The organism is Streptomyces sp. NPDC034043, from assembly GCF_055575675.1.
Genome location: NZ_JBVISF010000010.1, coordinates 112,648 through 127,275, shown reverse-complemented (window position 1 = coordinate 127,275; position 14,628 = coordinate 112,648). Strand labels below are relative to the sequence as shown.

Below are 14,628 nucleotides of genomic sequence, written 5' to 3'. Positions count from 1 at the left end.
GCTGGATCCATGGCCACCACCGCCGTGCGACCCCGCACCTTCACCGAACCCGCGCCCCGGACCCACAAGGCCCCCGCGCTGCGCCACCTCGGCCCCAACTGGTACGCCTCCGTCATGGGAACGGCGATCGTCGCGAACGCCGGGGCCACCCTCCCGTACCAGCTCCCGGGCCAGCGGGTGGCCTGCCAGGTCCTCTGGGCGCTGTCCGCCGTGGCCCTCGCCATCCTGCTCACCGCCCGCGCGGGCCACTGGCTGCACCACCGCGACCAGGCCCGCGCCCACCTCCTCGACCCGGCCGTCGCCCCCTTCTACGGCTGCCTGGCGATGGCGCTGCTGGCCGTCGGCGGCGGCACCCTGATCGTCGGCAAGGACCTCATCGGGACCGGCGCCGCCCTGGCCGTGGACACCGTGCTGTTCACCGCCGGTACCGTGACGGGCCTGGTCATGGCCGTGGTGGTGCCCTACCTGATGGTGGTCCGGCACCAGGTCGAGGCCTCCCAGGCCACCCCCGTGTGGCTGCTGCCCGTGGTCTCCCCCATGGTCTCCGCCGCCCTCGGCCCCCTGCTGGTCCCCCACCTGCCCGCCGGCCAGCCCCGCGAGGCGCTGCTGCTGGCCTGCTACGCCATGTTCGGCGTCAGCCTGATGGCCACCCTGCTGCTGCTCCCCCTGGTCTTCGGCCGGCTGATCGTGAGCGGCCCCCTGCCCCTGGCGCTGACCCCCGCCCTGTTCCTGGTCCTCGGGCCCCTCGGACAGTCCACCACCGCCGTCAACCAGCTCGCCGACGTGGCGCCCGGCGCCATCGACGCCCCCTACGCCCACGCCCTCGGCGCCTTCGCGGTCGTCTACGGGGTGCCCGTGATGGGCTTCGCCCTGCTGTGGCTGGCCCTGGCCGCCGCGATGCTGGCCCGGGCAGCCCGCGCCGGCATGGGCTTCGCGATGACCTGGTGGGCGCTGACCTTCCCCGTCGGCACCTGCGTCACCGGCGCCGCCGGGCTGGCCCGCCACACCGGGCTCGACGCCTTCGGCTGGCTGGCCGCCGCCCTCTTCCTGGCCCTGGTCACCGCCTGGGCGGCCGCCGCCGCCCACACCCTGCGCGGCCTGTGCACCGGCCGGCTGCTGCCCGCTACCCGCTGAGCGCCCTGCCGAGTACCGCCGGGGCCTCAGCCAGCGAAGGCCCGTACCAGGTCAGGTGACGGCCGCTCACCAGGGCGGCCCGCAGGCCCGGGAAGGCCTCCGGGCCGTCCGAGGCCGTGAAGGCGTAGGGCTCGTCGGGCAGCACCACCAGGTCGCAGCCGCTCGCCGTCAGCTCGGCGAGCGGCACCTTGGGGTACCGCTCCGGGTGTCCGGCGTACACGTTGCGCACCCCGAGCCGGGCGAGGAGGTCACCGGCGAAGGTGTCGCGGCCCAGCACCATCCAGGGGCGGCGCCAGATCGGCACGAAGGCGGTGAGGGAGCCGACGGGCTCCACGTCCGCCCAGGCCTCCCCGGCCCGGTCCAGCCACTCGGGCCGCTCCAGCCCCATGGCCCCCACCAGCAGCCGGTCGAGCTCGCTCAGGGCCTGCGGCAGGTCCCGGATCTCGGTGACCAGCACCTCCAGTCCGGCCGCGCGCAGGGCCTCCAGGTCCGGGGCGCGGTTCTCCTCCTCGTTGGCGATCACCAGGTCCGGGCGCAGCTCCGCGACGGCCCGTACGTCGGGGTTCTTCGTGCCGCCGATCCGCACCGCGTCCCCGAGGTCCGCGGGGTGCGCGCACCAGTCGGTGACACCCGCCAGCAGGCCGGGCGCGGTGACGGCCACCGCCTCGGTCAGGGACGGCACCAGCGAGACGACGCGCACCCGCTCAGCGCCCCGGCGAGGGCGGCTCGGACGTGGCGTGGATGTGGTCCCCGACGGCGACCACCAGCAGCCGGGTGTCCTCGCTGACCGCCCGCCAGCGGTGGCGCACCCCGCCGGAAAGGAACAGCGCGTCCCCGCTCTCCAGCCGGTACGCCCGCCCCTCGGCCTCGACCTGGCAGGCGCCGGAGACCACGTACATCAGCTCGTCGTTGCGGTGCTGGTACTCGCGGCCGGCGTCCTGGTCCCCGCTGAACTCCAGCGCGTGCAGCTGGTGGTGGCCGCGCACGAGGGGACGTACGCCCATCACCGGAGCGAGCCCGGGCTCGTCACCGGCCCGTACGAGGTCCACCGTGCGCGCCGTGTCCGAGGCGGCCAGCAGCTCCACGGCCGTGGTCTCCAGCGCGTCGGCGACCCGCTCCAGCGAACGCATGCTGGGGCGGGCGCGCTCGTTCTCTATCTGGCTCAGGAAGGGGACCGACAGGCCGCTGCGCGCCGAGACGGCGGCGAGGGTGAGGTGCAGCGCGCGGCGCCGTTTGCGCACGGCGACGCCCACCCGCAGCGGCTCCTTGGAGTCCTTCTCCTTGTCGTGGCCCTCGGCCGAGCCCGCCCGCGCGGGCTCGTACTCCCTGCCGTCCGTGGCGTCCGCGATGCTTCCGTCGTCCTTGTCGTTCATGTCGGGGCTGCCCTCCCCTGTCCTCAACGCACATCGGTGTGCTGTAAGCACCTTACGCAGCAACCGCCCCGTGATTCGCGCGCAGGAGCCCACCGGCCCGCGACCCGGTGGATTCCCGTGGCTACCCGGTCACCCTACGTGGCCCCCGCCCTGGCGCCACAGCACACGGTCACCGGCGAGGATCACCGCGTCGCCCGCCGGGCGGACCAGCAGCCGGGCACCGGGGTGGCCGTCGGTGCCGCTGCTCCACAGGATCACGTCGTCCGCGGTGCGGACGCGCAGCTCGCCGTCGGCGGAGAAGACGGCCTCGTTCCCCTCCCCCTCCGTGCCCGCGTTCCACAGCCGGGTCCCTCCGGCGCCGAGCAGGACGAGGTCCCCGCCGGCCTGGAGGGACAGCCGTACGGTGCCGGCGTCGAGAACGTCACCGGCGCGCAGGACGGTGCCCGCGTGGACCTCCACGGAGTCGTCGAGAGTGCCTTCGGCGAGGGCGCGCAGGGTGGGGAGGGAGGGGGTGAAGGCGTAGAGGGCGCCCTCGGTGCGGACGTACCGGCCGAAGCGCAGGGTGGTGGCGCGGCTGCCGTTCACGGACTCGGTCTCGAAGGTGACGGGGGATTCCGGGCCGAGGACCGGGTCGGCCCCGACGCGGGGGTTGCGGCCGGGCGGGAAGTCGGTGTCGTTGATCCACCGCTTGGAGAGGAACTCGAACTGCTGGACCAGGTCGGCCTGGTAGCCGACGAAGACCAGGCCGCGCGGCGCCTTCTGCGCGTGCGCGGGCCGGTCGAAGTCGAAGGCGGGGCCGTACGGGATGCCCCGCCGGATGATCCGCCGCCCGTCCAGCTCGGAGGCGGCCGGCGGGGGCCTGCCCGGGACGGTGACGAGGCCGTCGCGGGGGTTGCCCTTGCGGATGTGCGAGAACAGCGGGGTGCGCCAGCCGTCGGGGTCGTCCGCGTACTTCAGGGCGGCGTCCGGATCCGTGCCGAGGGGGGCGGGCTCCTCGGCGAGCGGGCAGCCGGCGATGGGGGTGCCCCCGGGCCAGCGGCCGACCAGGCGGGCCGCGACCCACGTCTCGGTCGCCTCGGGAGGTGCGGCCCCGGCCCTCTTCAGCTCGGCCACCCGCTCGCGGGCCTGCGCCCACCAGCCGGGGACGTCCTGGGCCAGCCGGCGGATCACCTGGAAGGAGCCGCCGGTGGCCCAGGCGGGCAGGCCGGCGGGCCGCCGCCCGGCCCTCTCCTGTCCGACGAGGAACTCCCCTGCCGGGACCAGCCGGGTGCCGGGCTTGCCCTTCACCGTGCTCGCGTCGGCCGGATCGGGCTCGTGGAAGCCGCGTACGCCGGGCTGGCTGATGCCGTCGGCGAAGCCGAAGTGCTCGTGCCCCTTCAGCGCGCCCGGGAGCTTGCCCGCGTTCTGCCGGAAGACGACCTCGCCGCCGGCCCGGCCGAGGTCCTCCTTGTGGCGGGCCACCGCCGAGGCGAGCCGGGCCGGGTCGTCCGCCGAGAGGCTGAGGACGGCGTGCACGGCGCGGCCCGGCTCCTCGGCGCCGAACAGCCAGGAGCCGGGGGCGCTGTCGCCGGTGTCGCCGACCTCCTCCGCGCGTTCGGCGGCGCCCTGCGCGAACGCCTCGGCGGTGCTGCCGGCGGGCAGCGCCGGGAAGGGGTCCCGCCCGGCGAACAGGCGCAGCCCGGGATGGGTGAGGGACAGCCCGGTCCACTGGGCGGAGAGCCCCGCCGGGTCGGCACCGCCCGCCTTGAGCCGGGCGGCGCTGAAGGCGGCGTTGAAGCGGGCCATCTCCTCGGTGGTGGAGATCTCCGGCAGCAGCCGTCCGAGCCAGCTCCTGGCCCGCGCGGCGTCGCGGAAGTGCAGGAGCAGCAGGCAGGCGTGGTCCTTCCGGGAGCCGGCGAGGATGTCGCCCTGGGTGGTGCGGTCGGCGCGCAGCGGCAGGCCCGCGGCCCCGCCCGCGGAGGGCGCCGGGGCGGGGCCGCGGGTGGCGGGCGGTGGCGCAGGCGCCGCCGTCGCCGCGCCGGCGGCGTACGGGCACACGGCGAGCGCGGCGGCGGCCGCCGCCCCGGCCCTGATGACGTTCCTGCGGGCGGGGGTGAGGGGCTGCGGATCGTCCATCGGGTCTCCAGGGTGCGGGGCGGAAGGGCCGGGAGGGCGGGAGGTGCGGAGATCGGGCCGGGGTGGGGTGGGGTCAGGTCAGCCGGATCCAGCGCGCGACGCTCGGCACGCCCTTCCCGTCGAGGAGGAAGAGCAGGTGGTGGCCGGACGGGGCGGCCGCCCGCGTCGGCGGGGCCTGGAGGGTGAGGAGTCCGCCCTCGCGCCGCTCGATGCGCAGTTCGACCTGCCGCCGGGCGGCCCCGGCGGGGTCGGGAGCGCCGGCCGGCGCCAGCAGCACGGCCCCGCGGACCCGGTCCGGGGTGCTGGTGCGGACCCGGAAGCGGTCGCCGGGGGCGAGGGGCACGGCGGGCACCTCGTCGAGCACGGGCCGGGGCCCCTGGTGCAGGTAGGCGGGCTCGTAGATCTCGATGGTGCCGTGCGCGCCGTCGCCGAGGTCCGCGTCGTGGGCGGTCTGCTGGAGCTCGTCGCCGGTGATCGCGACCCGGCCGTCGGGCAGGACCAGGGCGTTGGAGCGGTGGCCGCGCGGCAGCCGCTGCAGCGGGCCCAGCCGCCAGCCGCCCTTGGTGTCGCGCAGCTCCAGCTGCCGGTACTTGGGGTCGGTGGCGGGGCTGAGCAGGCCGCTCGCGTAGTCGTGGATGTCGTACGCGCCGCTCACGGTCAGCAGCGTGCCGTCGGGCATCAGGAGGGTGTTGTCGTGGGGGCGGCCGGCGGAGGGCGCGTACGAGGGGCCGCCCGCCGCCGGGGGATGCACGCGCGCGGGGAAACGTTCCACCGCCGGGGCGCGGGTGCCCCAGAGCGGCCCGGCCCCGTCCGGGAAGGGCGCCCGGCGGCCCGCGGGCGTCGCCGGCCCGCGGCTCCAGGCCTCGGTCCAGGGGTCGAAGACCAGCGTGGGCCCGCCGTCCGCGTGTGCGCCGGGGCCCCCGCGGACGACGAGCCCGCCGCTGGGCAGGAGCGCGTGGCCGGTGGGGAAGAAGGGCGCGGCGGACCGGGGCGGGGTGACCTTCTCGAACGACCCTGCACCGGTGCCCTTCGCCGGGTCCCACAGGAAGGCACGGCCGGCGCCGGTGTCCTCGAAGGAGAACAGCAGCACCTTGCCGGTCGGCAGCAGCGCGGTGTGCGCGCCGGAATCCGGCGAGTCGAAGTACTCCGTGAACGCGCCGTAGAGGGCGGGGCGGAAACCGGCGTTCGCCCGGGCTTGAGACTCCGTCAGGGACGCGAGGCGGGCGGCCCTGACGGTGTCGGGACGGCCGGCCTCCTCCCGCACCGCGAGGCGGGTGCGCGCGTGCGCCTCGGCGCGCTCGGGGCCGAGGGCGCGCGCCTCCGCCGGGGAGACCTCCCGCCGGACCCGCTCGCGCACCTCGCCGGGGCTCTGCCGGACGGTGGCGGTGGCGGCGGAAGGACCGGGCGAACCGTCGTGGGCGGCGACGGGGCCGGCGGGCAGCAGGGACAGCACGGTGCTCGCGACGAGGGCGCGGGCGACTCCGCGACGGGGCATGCGGAACCCTCACGTGACGGGGGCGGGCGGAACGGGGCTGAACGGGTCGGCGGGACAGGGCAGAACCGGACGGCGGGACCGGACGGAACCGGACGGCGGCGCCGGACGGCGGACGGACACAACCGGACGGGACCTGACCGGACCGGCCGGAACCGGACGGGCACCGGACCCGGCCGGTGATCAAACCCTCCGCGAGCGATCGCGAACGCGCGCGCCGGAGCAACTGTTTGAGTGACCGTCCCCTCACTTCGGGTGACCCCCGCACCTCGACGGCGGTGCGGCATCATCGTCTGCGTGACGACACGACGCCTGATGCTCCTGGACACCTCCTCCCTCTACTACCGCGCCTATTTCGGCGTGCCCGACTCGGTGAAGGCCCCCGACGGCACCCCCGTCAACGCCGTGCGCGGACTGCTCGACTTCATCGGCCGGCTGGTGCAGGACCACCGCCCCGACGACCTGGTGGCCTGCATGGACGCCGACTGGCGGCCGCACTGGCGGGTGGAGCTGATCCCCTCCTACAAGGCGCACCGGGTCGCCGAGGCGACGGAGACCGGCCCGGACGTGGAGGAGACCCCGGACACCCTGGCCCCGCAGGTGCCGATCATCGAGGCGGCACTGGACGCGTTCGGCATCGCCCGGGTGGGGGTCGCCGGTTACGAGGCCGACGACGTGATCGGCACCCTCACGGCCCGCGCCACCGGCCCGGTGGACATCGTCACCGGCGACCGGGACCTCTACCAGCTGGTCGACGACGCCCGGCAGCGCCGCGTCCTGTACCCGCTCAAGGGCGTGGGCAGCCTCCAGGTGACGGACGAGGCCTGGCTGCGCGAGAAGTACGGGGTGGACGGCCCCGGGTACGCGGACCTCGCGCTGCTGCGCGGCGACCCGAGTGACGGCCTGCCGGGCGTGCCCGGCATCGGCGAGAAGACGGCGGCCAAGCTGTTGGACGCGTACGGGGACCTGGCCGGCATCATCGCGGCGGCCGGCGACCCGAAGTCGGGGCTGACCCCCACCCAGCGCAAGCGCCTGGACGAGTCCCGCGCCTACCTCGAGGTCGCCCCCAAGGTGGTGCAGGTGGCCTCCGACGTCCCGCTCCCGGCCTTCGAAGCGGCCCTCCCGAAGGCCCCCGCCAGGCCCGAGATGGTCGAGGCACTCGCCCATCGGTGGGGTCTGGGAGGAGCGGTGTCACGTCTGAGCAGCGCGCTGCGCCCCTGAGATGCTAAGTTAGGTAATCCTAAGCTTCGTAGGCGTAAGGGGAGATACCGTGGCAGAAGGACGCGCCCGCACCGTCGGCACCGCAGTCGTCGTACGCACCGAACGACTCACGCCGCACATGGTCCGCCTCGTGCTCGGCGGCGACGGGCTGGCCGCCTTCGACGCGGGCGCGCACACGGACCACTACGTGAAACTCCTCTTCGCACCCGAGGGCGTGCGGTACGCCGAGCCCTGGGACCTCGACGTCATCCGCGCCACCCACCGCCGCGAGGCCTGGCCCCGCCAGCGCGCGTACACGGTCCGCGCCTGGGACCCGGCCCGCCGGGAGCTGACCCTGGACTTCGTCGTCCACGGCGACGAGGGCCTGGCCGGCCCCTGGGCGGCCCGCGTACAGCCGGGCGAACGGGTCCACTTCCTCGGGCCCGGCGGCAGCTACGCCCCGGACCCGCTGGCGGGCTGGCACCTCCTCGCCGGTGACGAGAGCGCCCTGCCGGGGATCGCGGCGTCGATGGAACGCATGCCGCGGGGCTCGCTGGTGCACGCCTTCGTCGAGGTCGACGGCCCGGCGGACGAGCAGGACGTCCGCACCCCGGACGGCGTCTCCCCGGTATGGCTGCACCGCGGCGACCGCCCGGTGGGCGCGGCCCTGGTCGAGGCGGTCACCTCCCTGCACTTCCCCTCCGCCGACGTGCACGCGTTCGTCCACGGCGAGGCGGGCTTCGTGAAGGAGCTCCGCCGCCACCTCCGCCTGGACCGCGGCGTGGCGCGCGAGCGGCTGTCGATCTCGGGCTACTGGCGCCTGGGCGAGACGGACGAGGGCTGGCGCGCCATCAAGCGCGACTGGAACGCCACGGTCGAGGCCGAACAGGACCTCCCGGCCCGCGCCGCGGCCTGAGGGCCGTCCCGCGCCCGCCGGCGGGCGCGCGGCGCCGGCCAGGGGGATCCGGCTGATCAGGGCCGGACCCCGGCACACCCCCTCGGCGCGGCCTCCGCACCGCCCCCCGTCCGAGCGGCGCGGGGGCGACTCCGGGCGGACAATGGCCCCATGCGTACGTTCCGCGCAGCCGGACTCGCCGGAGCCGTGGTGCTGATGGTGACCGCGGCCGCGTCGGCGGCTCCCGCCCCGCCCCCACCCCCCGCGCCGCGCCTCACCGACGCCGCGGTCGCCACCGCGATCGCCCGGCTCGACGCCACCGTCGCCGCCGGCATGCGCCGGACCGGCGTCCCGGGCGTCTCCGTCGCCGTCGTCCACGACGACAAGGTCGTCTACCTCAAGGGCTTCGGGCTCCGCCGCACCGGCGACACCGCCAAGGTCGGCCCCGACACCGTCTTCCAGCTGGCCTCCGTCTCCAAGCCGGTCACCTCCACCGTCATCGCCGGGACCCTCACCTCCCCCGGGGCCTGGGACGAACCCCTCGCCGGAACCCTCCCCGGCTTCGCCCTCAAAGACCCCTGGGTCACCTCGCACGTCACGGCCGCCGACCTGCTCTCCCACCGCAGCGGCCTCCCCGACCACGCCGGGGACCTCCTGGAGGACCTCGGCTACGACCAGGCGTACATCCTCGGCCACCTCCGCGAGGAGCCGCTGACCCCCTTCCGCGCGAGCTACGCGTACACCAACTTCGGGTTCACCGCCGCCGCCGAGGCCGTCGCCCGCGACCACGGCGTGAGCTGGCAGAAGCTCAGCGAGGACACCCTCTTCAAGCCCGCCGGCATGACCCGCACCAGCACCGAGTTCTCCGCCTACGCCAAGGCCCCGGACCGGGCGTCCGGCCACGTGAGGAACGCCGACGGCACCTGGAGCCCCCGCTACGTCCGCGACGCCGACGCCCAGACCCCGGCGGGCGGTACCAGCTCCACCGCCCGCGACATGGCCCGCTGGCTGCGGCTCCAGCTGAACACCGGCACCCTCGACGGGAAGCGCGTCATCCCCGAGGACACCCTCGCCCGCACCCGGCTCCCCGAGATCGTCTCCCAGGCCCAGACCCCCCGGGGCACCCCGCAGTTCTACGGGCTCGGCTGGAACGTCAGCTACGACGACGCCGGCCGGCTGCGCCTGAGCCACTCCGGGGGCTTCGAGCTCGGCGCCAACACCAACGTCACGATGGTCCCGCTGGAGCGCCTCGGCATCGTCGTCCTGACCAACGGCTCCCCCGTCGGCCTGGCGGACTCCGTCGCCCTGGACTTCTTCGACATCGCCGAGCACGGCAAGCCGACCGCCGACTGGCTGCCGCTCATCGCCGCCACGTACGAGCAGCTGGACGCCGCGGCCCGGTCCGACACCGACTACGCCCGCCCCCCGGCCGGCGCGAAGCCCGCCCGCGACGACAGCGTCTACACGGGTACCTACGAGAACCCGTACTACGGCCCCCTCACGGTCGCCGCCGACCCCTCCGGCAAGGGCCTGGTCCTCTCCCTCGGCCCGGAGCCGATGCGCTTCCCCCTGACCCACTACGACGGCGACACGTTCAGCTTCGAGACGACCGGCGAGAACGCCGTCGGCCGGACCGGGGTGTTCTTCTCCGACGGCACGGTCCGCGTCGAGTACCTCGACCAGAACCGCCTCGGCACCTTCACCCAGAAGTAGCCGCCTACCCTGGTCCCGATGAGCCGCAGATCCCACATCCCGCCCGCACCCCTCCCCCAGCAGGCCGGCATCGACCCGGTCCGGATGCGCCTGCCCCCCGACCACGAGGGCAGGTGGCCCCTGCTCGGCGACTACCTGACCGAGCGGTACGCCGGCACGCGCGGCTCCGAGTCCATGGCCCGGCTGCTCGCGGACGGCCGGGTGCTCGGCGAGGGCGGCCGGGTGCTGCGGCGCGAGGACCCGTACGAGCCGGGCGGCTGGCTCTGGTTCCACAGGGACATGCCGCCCGAGCCGCCCGTGCCCTTCCCGATCCGCGTGGTCCACCGCGACCGGCACCTGCTGGTGGTGGACAAGCCGCACTTCCTGGCGACCACCCCGCGCGGCACCCACGTCACCGAGACCGCCCTGGCGCGGCTGCGCCGGGAACTGGACCTGCCCGCCCTGAGCCCGGCGCACCGCCTGGACCGGATGACGGCCGGGCTGGTGATGTTCAGCATCCGGCCCGAGGACCGCGGCGCCTACCAGACGCTGTTCCAGCAGCGGCGGGTCCACAAGGAGTACGAGGCCCTCGCGGCCCACGACCCGTCGCTGGAGCTGCCCCGGCTGGTCCGCAGCCACATCGAGAAGACCCGCGGGGTGATGGCCGCGGTCGAGGTGCCCGGCGCCGAGCCGAACGCCGAGAGCCTGATCGAGCTCGCCGAGGCCCGCGACGGGCTGGGCCGCTACCGGCTCACCCCGCACACCGGGCGCACCCACCAGCTGCGGGTGCACATGAACGGTCTGGGCCTGCCCATCCTGGGCGATCCCGTCTACCCGGTGGTGGCCGAGGCGGCCGGCCCGGCGGACTTCCGGCGCCCGCTCCAGCTGCTGGCCCGCGTCCTGGCCTTCACCGACCCCGTCACGGGCACCCGGCACCGGCTGGAGAGCGGGCTCACCCTCCAGGCCTGGCGGGACCGCGCGGGCTGGGAAGCGGGTCCGGCGGTGTGAGCCCGGCGATCCGCAGGGCGGCATCGGCGGCGGCCTCCGCGAAGGCCGCGACCGGGCGCCCCGGATCGGAGCGGCGGACCAGCATGACGCCCTCGATCAGGCCGAAGACCAGGTCGTTGCGCAGGGCCAGGGCGGCCTTGTCCCCGTCCGCGGCGAGTGCGGCCCCCGCCGGGGTCGCCGCGAGCAACGTCCGGTAGCCGTCGCGCAGTTCCCCGCGCATCCGCCGGAACCCCGCCAGCCGCCGGCTCCGCAGCTCGGGCAGCAGGTAGAGGGCGCCCAGGTCGTACGGTCCCCCGCACAGCAGCAGCACGTCCGAGCGGCACAGCTCCCACAGCCGTACGGCGGCGGGCCGGCCGGTGTCGGCCAGCAGCCGGCGGGAGAGCTCCAGCGAGGGCGCGACCGTGGACTCCAGGAGTTCGGCGAGGAGTTCCTCCTTGCCGCCGAAGTAGTGGTACATCGTGGCCTGACGCATTCCGGCCCGTTCGGCCACCGCCCGGGTGGTGGTGGCCGCGTACCCGCGGACCGTGAACAGTTCGGCCGCCGCGCGCAGGAGTTCCTCGCGCGGCGGCCGGCCGCTGTCCGCTCTCAGCCGGTCGGCGCGCGGCCGGCCGACCCGTCTCGGGCCTTCGCCCGTTCCCCCGCTCATACGCCGATCGTCGCACGGGACGCGCCGCGACGATCATGGCAGGAGATGAGACCGTGCCTTCAGGGGCTTCGGAGGAAGCCCCAAGACCCGGCTACCCGACGGAGCTGTAGGCCACGACACCCCGCAACAGGGCGTCGACGGCCTTGCGGGCGTTGCGCGCCACCGTGCTGCCGCCCGCCGAGGAGGGCGGGGCCGTCGAGGCGGGGGCCGCCTGCGCGATCTGTCCGAGGACGTCGATGACCTGCTTGCACCAGCGCACGAAGTCGCCGGCCGGCATCTCCGCCTCGCGCAGGACCTCGTCCAGGCTCTTGTCGGAGGCCCACTGGTAGGCCGCCCACGCGAATCCGAGGTCCGGCTCGCGCTGGCCGACGCCCTCCGCCTGGTTGATGCGGTGCTCCTCCTCCAGCGCGTCGAGCCGGCCCCAGATGCGGACCATCTCGCCCAGCGCCGCCTTCGCCGCGCCGCCCGGCACCTTCGGCGGGGCCGCGTCGTCGGACTGCCGGGCCTCGAAGACCAACGCCGAGACGCAGGCGGCCAGTTCGGCGGGGCTCAGCCCCTCCCAGACGCCTTCGCGCAGGCACTCCGAGGCCAGCAGGTCCAGCTCCCCGTAGAGCCGGGCCAGGCGCTTGCCGTGCGCGGTGACCTCGTCCTCGCGCAGGTAGTCCAGCTCGGTCAGCAGGGCGTGGATCCGGTCGAAGGTGCGGGCGATGGTGTTCGTCCGGCCCTCGATGCGCCGCTCCAGCTGCTGCGTGTCCCGCTTGAGGCGGTGGTAGCGCTCCGCCCAGCGGGCGTGGTCCTCGCGCTCGTCGCAGCCGTGGCAGGGGTGCGCCCGCAGCTCGGTCCGCAGCCGGGCGATCTCGCGGTCGTCGGCCGCGGCGGCCCGGCCCGGCCGGTGCCGCTGCGGGTGGACGTGCCCGGCCTTGTTGCGCAGCGCCGTCGCCAGGTCCCTGCGGGACTGGGGGGAGCGCGCGTTGAAGGTCTTGGGGATCCGCATCCGGTCGATGGCCTCGACCGGCACCGGGAAGTCGATCGCGGCGAGCCGCTTGACCTGCCGTTCGGCGGTGAGCACCAGCGGGCGGGGGCCCTCGTGGTAGTCGTGCCCGCGGTGTCCGTTGACACGCCCGCCCGGCACGCCCGGGTCCAGGACCAGGGCCAGCCCGGCGAACTTGCCCGTCGGCACGTGGATGACGTCGCCCGGCTTCAGTTTCTCCAGCGAACTGGCCGCCTGCGCCCGGCGCTGGGCGGCGCCCTGTTTGGCGAGGTCGGTCTCGCGGTCCTTGAGCTCGCGGCGCAGCCGCGCGTACTCCTCGAAGTCGCCGAGGTGGCAGGTCATGCCCTCCCGGTAGCCCTCCAGGCCCTCCTCGTTGCGCTGCACCTGCCGGGAGATCCCGACGACCGCGCGGTCCGCCTGGAACTGCGCGAAGGAGGTCTCCAGCAGTTCCCTGGAGCGGTGCCGGCCGAACTGGGAGACCAGGTTGACGGCCATGTTGTACGAGGGCCTGAAGCTGGAGCGCAGCGGATAGGTGCGGGTTCCGGCGAGCCCGGCGAGCTGCACCGGGTCCATGCCGCGCTGCCACAGCACCACCGCGTGGCCCTCGACGTCGATGCCGCGCCGCCCTGCCCGGCCGGTGAGCTGCGTGTACTCGCCGGGGGTGATGTCGGCGTGCTGCTCGCCGTTCCACTTGACCAGCTTCTCCAGGATGACCGTGCGCGCGGGCATGTTGATGCCGAGCGCGAGGGTCTCGGTGGCGAAGACGGCCTTGACGAGGCCGCGTACGAACAGCTCCTCGACGACCTCCTTGAAGGTGGGCAGCATGCCCGCGTGGTGCGCGGCGATGCCCCGCTCCAGGCCTTCGAGCCACTCGTAGTAGCCCAGGACGTGCAGGTCCTCGGCGGGGATGGAGGCGGTCCGCTCCTCGACGATCTCCCGGACCCTCAGGCGCGCGGTGTCGTCGTTGAGCCGCAGGCCCGCGTACAGGCACTGCTGGACGGCGGCCTCGCACCCGGCCCGGCTGAAGATGAAGTTGATGGCGGGCAGCAGGTCGTCGTTGTCGAGCCGCGCGATCACCTCGGGGCGGCCGGGGGTCCAGATCCGGCTGCGGGAGCGGCGCTCGCGCTCGCGGTCGGCCTCGCGGACCATCTTGCCGCGCCGCCGGTCCTTGGGGCTGTAGCCGCGGCTGTTCTCCTCGCGGGCCATGCGCAGCAGGTCGGGATTGACCTCGCGGCGGGTGGAGCCGCGGCCTCCGTGGTCGGACTCCTCCTCGAAGAGGTCGTAGATCCGGCGGCCGGCCATGACGTGCTGCCACAGCGGTACGGGCCGCTCCTCGGAGACGATGACCTCGGTGTCGCCGCGCACGGTGTCGAGCCAGTCGCCGAACTCCTCGGCGTTGGAGACGGTCGCGGAGAGTGAGACCAGGGTCACCGACTCGGGGAGGTGGATGATCACTTCCTCCCACACGGCGCCGCGGAACCGGTCGGAGAGGTAGTGCACCTCGTCCATCACGACGTAGCCGAGGCCGCTGAGCGCCTGGGAGCCCGCGTAGAGCATGTTGCGGAGCACCTCGGTGGTCATCACGACCACGGGGGCGTCGCCGTTGACGCTGTTGTCACCGGTCAGCAGGCCCACCTTCGCGGCGCCGTAGCGCTTGACGAGGTCGGCGTACTTCTGGTTCGACAGGGCTTTGATCGGGGTCGTGTAGAAGCACTTGCGGCCCTGCTGGAGGGCGAGGTGCACGGCGAACTCGCCCACGATGGTCTTGCCCGAACCGGTCGGGGCGGCCACCAGGACGCCCTTGCCGGCCTCCAGAGCCTTACAGGCCTCGATCTGGTACGGATCCAGGTCGAATGCGTACATCTCGCGGAAGGGGGCCAGGGCGGAGGCCTCTTCGGCGGCGCGGATCCGGGCAGCGGCGTACCGCTCGGCGGGTGAGAGTTCTTCGGTCATCTTGCTCTCGAGCCTACCCGCCGCCCCTGACAACAGTCGCGATCATTTAAGTGACCGTCCCGGGCGACCCGGGAACGCGGTACGGGGCCGGGCCGCGCGGCGTGCGCGCCCCGGCCCCGTACCGGGGTT

The 14,628-nt window shown here is 74.8% G+C and carries 11 protein-coding genes; 5 read left to right on the top strand and 6 right to left on the bottom strand.

The annotated features are described in order from the left end of the window. The first annotated feature begins 9 nt into the window (after window positions 1–9). Window positions 10–1,134 carry a TDT family transporter gene (locus ACZ51S_RS23750; RefSeq protein WP_468961920.1) on the top strand — a complete coding sequence of 375 codons (1,125 nt, stop codon included), beginning with the start codon at window positions 10–12 and terminating at the stop codon, window positions 1,132–1,134. On the opposite strand, the gene ACZ51S_RS23745 is transcribed toward ACZ51S_RS23750, so the two are convergent. The 4 genes from ACZ51S_RS23745 to ACZ51S_RS23730 all read right to left on the bottom strand — a co-directional run bounded on the left by ACZ51S_RS23745 (window position 1,124) and on the right by ACZ51S_RS23730 (window position 6,117). After that, entirely contained in the window at window positions 1,124–1,834 is a 711-nt protein-coding gene (locus ACZ51S_RS23745; protein ID WP_468476405.1) for a helical backbone metal receptor, read from the bottom strand. The genes ACZ51S_RS23750 and ACZ51S_RS23745 overlap by 11 nt on opposite strands. A gap of 4 nt (window positions 1,835–1,838) precedes the next feature. Continuing rightward, the gene (locus tag ACZ51S_RS23740) at window positions 1,839–2,387 is read right to left on the bottom strand and encodes a helix-turn-helix domain-containing protein (RefSeq protein WP_388945355.1); all 549 of its coding nucleotides are present in this window, start codon (window positions 2,385–2,387) and stop codon (window positions 1,839–1,841) included. Between the two features lie 249 nt (window positions 2,388–2,636). Beyond that, window positions 2,637–4,622 (bottom strand): Dyp-type peroxidase, encoded by a 1,986-nt coding sequence (locus ACZ51S_RS23735; RefSeq protein ID WP_468961918.1) that lies wholly within the window; start codon window positions 4,620–4,622, stop codon window positions 2,637–2,639. A 73-nt stretch (window positions 4,623–4,695) separates the two neighbouring features. Further along, window positions 4,696–6,117 (bottom strand): galactose oxidase-like domain-containing protein, encoded by a 1,422-nt coding sequence (locus ACZ51S_RS23730; protein ID WP_468476407.1) that lies wholly within the window; start codon window positions 6,115–6,117, stop codon window positions 4,696–4,698. 312 nt (window positions 6,118–6,429) lie between these two features. Here ACZ51S_RS23730 and ACZ51S_RS23725 point away from each other — a divergent pair, with 312 nt between their 5' ends. From ACZ51S_RS23725 to ACZ51S_RS23710, 4 genes are all read left to right on the top strand, one after another. Next, complete coding sequence (locus ACZ51S_RS23725; RefSeq protein WP_468476414.1) at window positions 6,430–7,335, top strand: 5'-3' exonuclease; 906 nt, start codon at window positions 6,430–6,432, stop codon at window positions 7,333–7,335. A 49-nt stretch (window positions 7,336–7,384) separates the two neighbouring features. Next, entirely contained in the window at window positions 7,385–8,230 is an 846-nt protein-coding gene (locus tag ACZ51S_RS23720) for a siderophore-interacting protein (RefSeq protein ID WP_468476408.1), read from the top strand. A gap of 150 nt (window positions 8,231–8,380) precedes the next feature. After that, window positions 8,381–9,922, top strand: a complete 1,542-nt coding sequence (locus ACZ51S_RS23715; protein WP_468476409.1) for a serine hydrolase — start codon at window positions 8,381–8,383, stop codon at window positions 9,920–9,922. Between the two features lie 18 nt (window positions 9,923–9,940). Beyond that, window positions 9,941–10,909, top strand: coding sequence for a pseudouridine synthase (locus ACZ51S_RS23710; RefSeq protein ID WP_468476410.1), 969 nt, complete (start codon window positions 9,941–9,943; stop codon window positions 10,907–10,909). Here the strand turns inward: ACZ51S_RS23710 and ACZ51S_RS23705 are convergent. Both ACZ51S_RS23705 and ACZ51S_RS23700 read right to left on the bottom strand, forming a co-directional pair. Continuing rightward, window positions 10,854–11,555 carry a TetR/AcrR family transcriptional regulator gene (locus ACZ51S_RS23705; protein WP_468961915.1) on the bottom strand — a complete coding sequence of 234 codons (702 nt, stop codon included), beginning with the start codon at window positions 11,553–11,555 and terminating at the stop codon, window positions 10,854–10,856. The genes ACZ51S_RS23710 and ACZ51S_RS23705 overlap by 56 nt on opposite strands. A 91-nt stretch (window positions 11,556–11,646) precedes the next feature. Next, the gene (locus tag ACZ51S_RS23700; RefSeq protein ID WP_468476412.1) at window positions 11,647–14,499 is read right to left on the bottom strand and encodes a DEAD/DEAH box helicase; all 2,853 of its coding nucleotides are present in this window, start codon (window positions 14,497–14,499) and stop codon (window positions 11,647–11,649) included. Window positions 14,500–14,628: the final 129 nt, after the last annotated feature.

What these genes read in the sequence shown, in the direction of transcription:
- ACZ51S_RS23750 (WP_468961920.1), top strand. Translation starts at nt 10, where the DNA reads ATGGCCACCACCGCCGTGCGACCCCGCACCTTCACCGAACCCGCGCCC.
- ACZ51S_RS23735 (WP_468961918.1), bottom strand. Translation starts at nt 4,622, where the DNA reads ATGGACGATCCGCAGCCCCTCACCCCCGCCCGCAGGAACGTCATCAGG.
- ACZ51S_RS23730 (WP_468476407.1), bottom strand. Translation starts at nt 6,117, where the DNA reads ATGCCCCGTCGCGGAGTCGCCCGCGCCCTCGTCGCGAGCACCGTGCTG.
- ACZ51S_RS23725 (WP_468476414.1), top strand. Translation starts at nt 6,430, where the DNA reads ATGCTCCTGGACACCTCCTCCCTCTACTACCGCGCCTATTTCGGCGTG.
- ACZ51S_RS23715 (WP_468476409.1), top strand. Translation starts at nt 8,381, where the DNA reads ATGCGTACGTTCCGCGCAGCCGGACTCGCCGGAGCCGTGGTGCTGATG.
- ACZ51S_RS23710 (WP_468476410.1), top strand. Translation starts at nt 9,941, where the DNA reads ATGAGCCGCAGATCCCACATCCCGCCCGCACCCCTCCCCCAGCAGGCC.
- ACZ51S_RS23705 (WP_468961915.1), bottom strand. Translation starts at nt 11,555, where the DNA reads ATGAGCGGGGGAACGGGCGAAGGCCCGAGACGGGTCGGCCGGCCGCGC.
- ACZ51S_RS23700 (WP_468476412.1), bottom strand. Translation starts at nt 14,499, where the DNA reads ATGACCGAAGAACTCTCACCCGCCGAGCGGTACGCCGCTGCCCGGATC.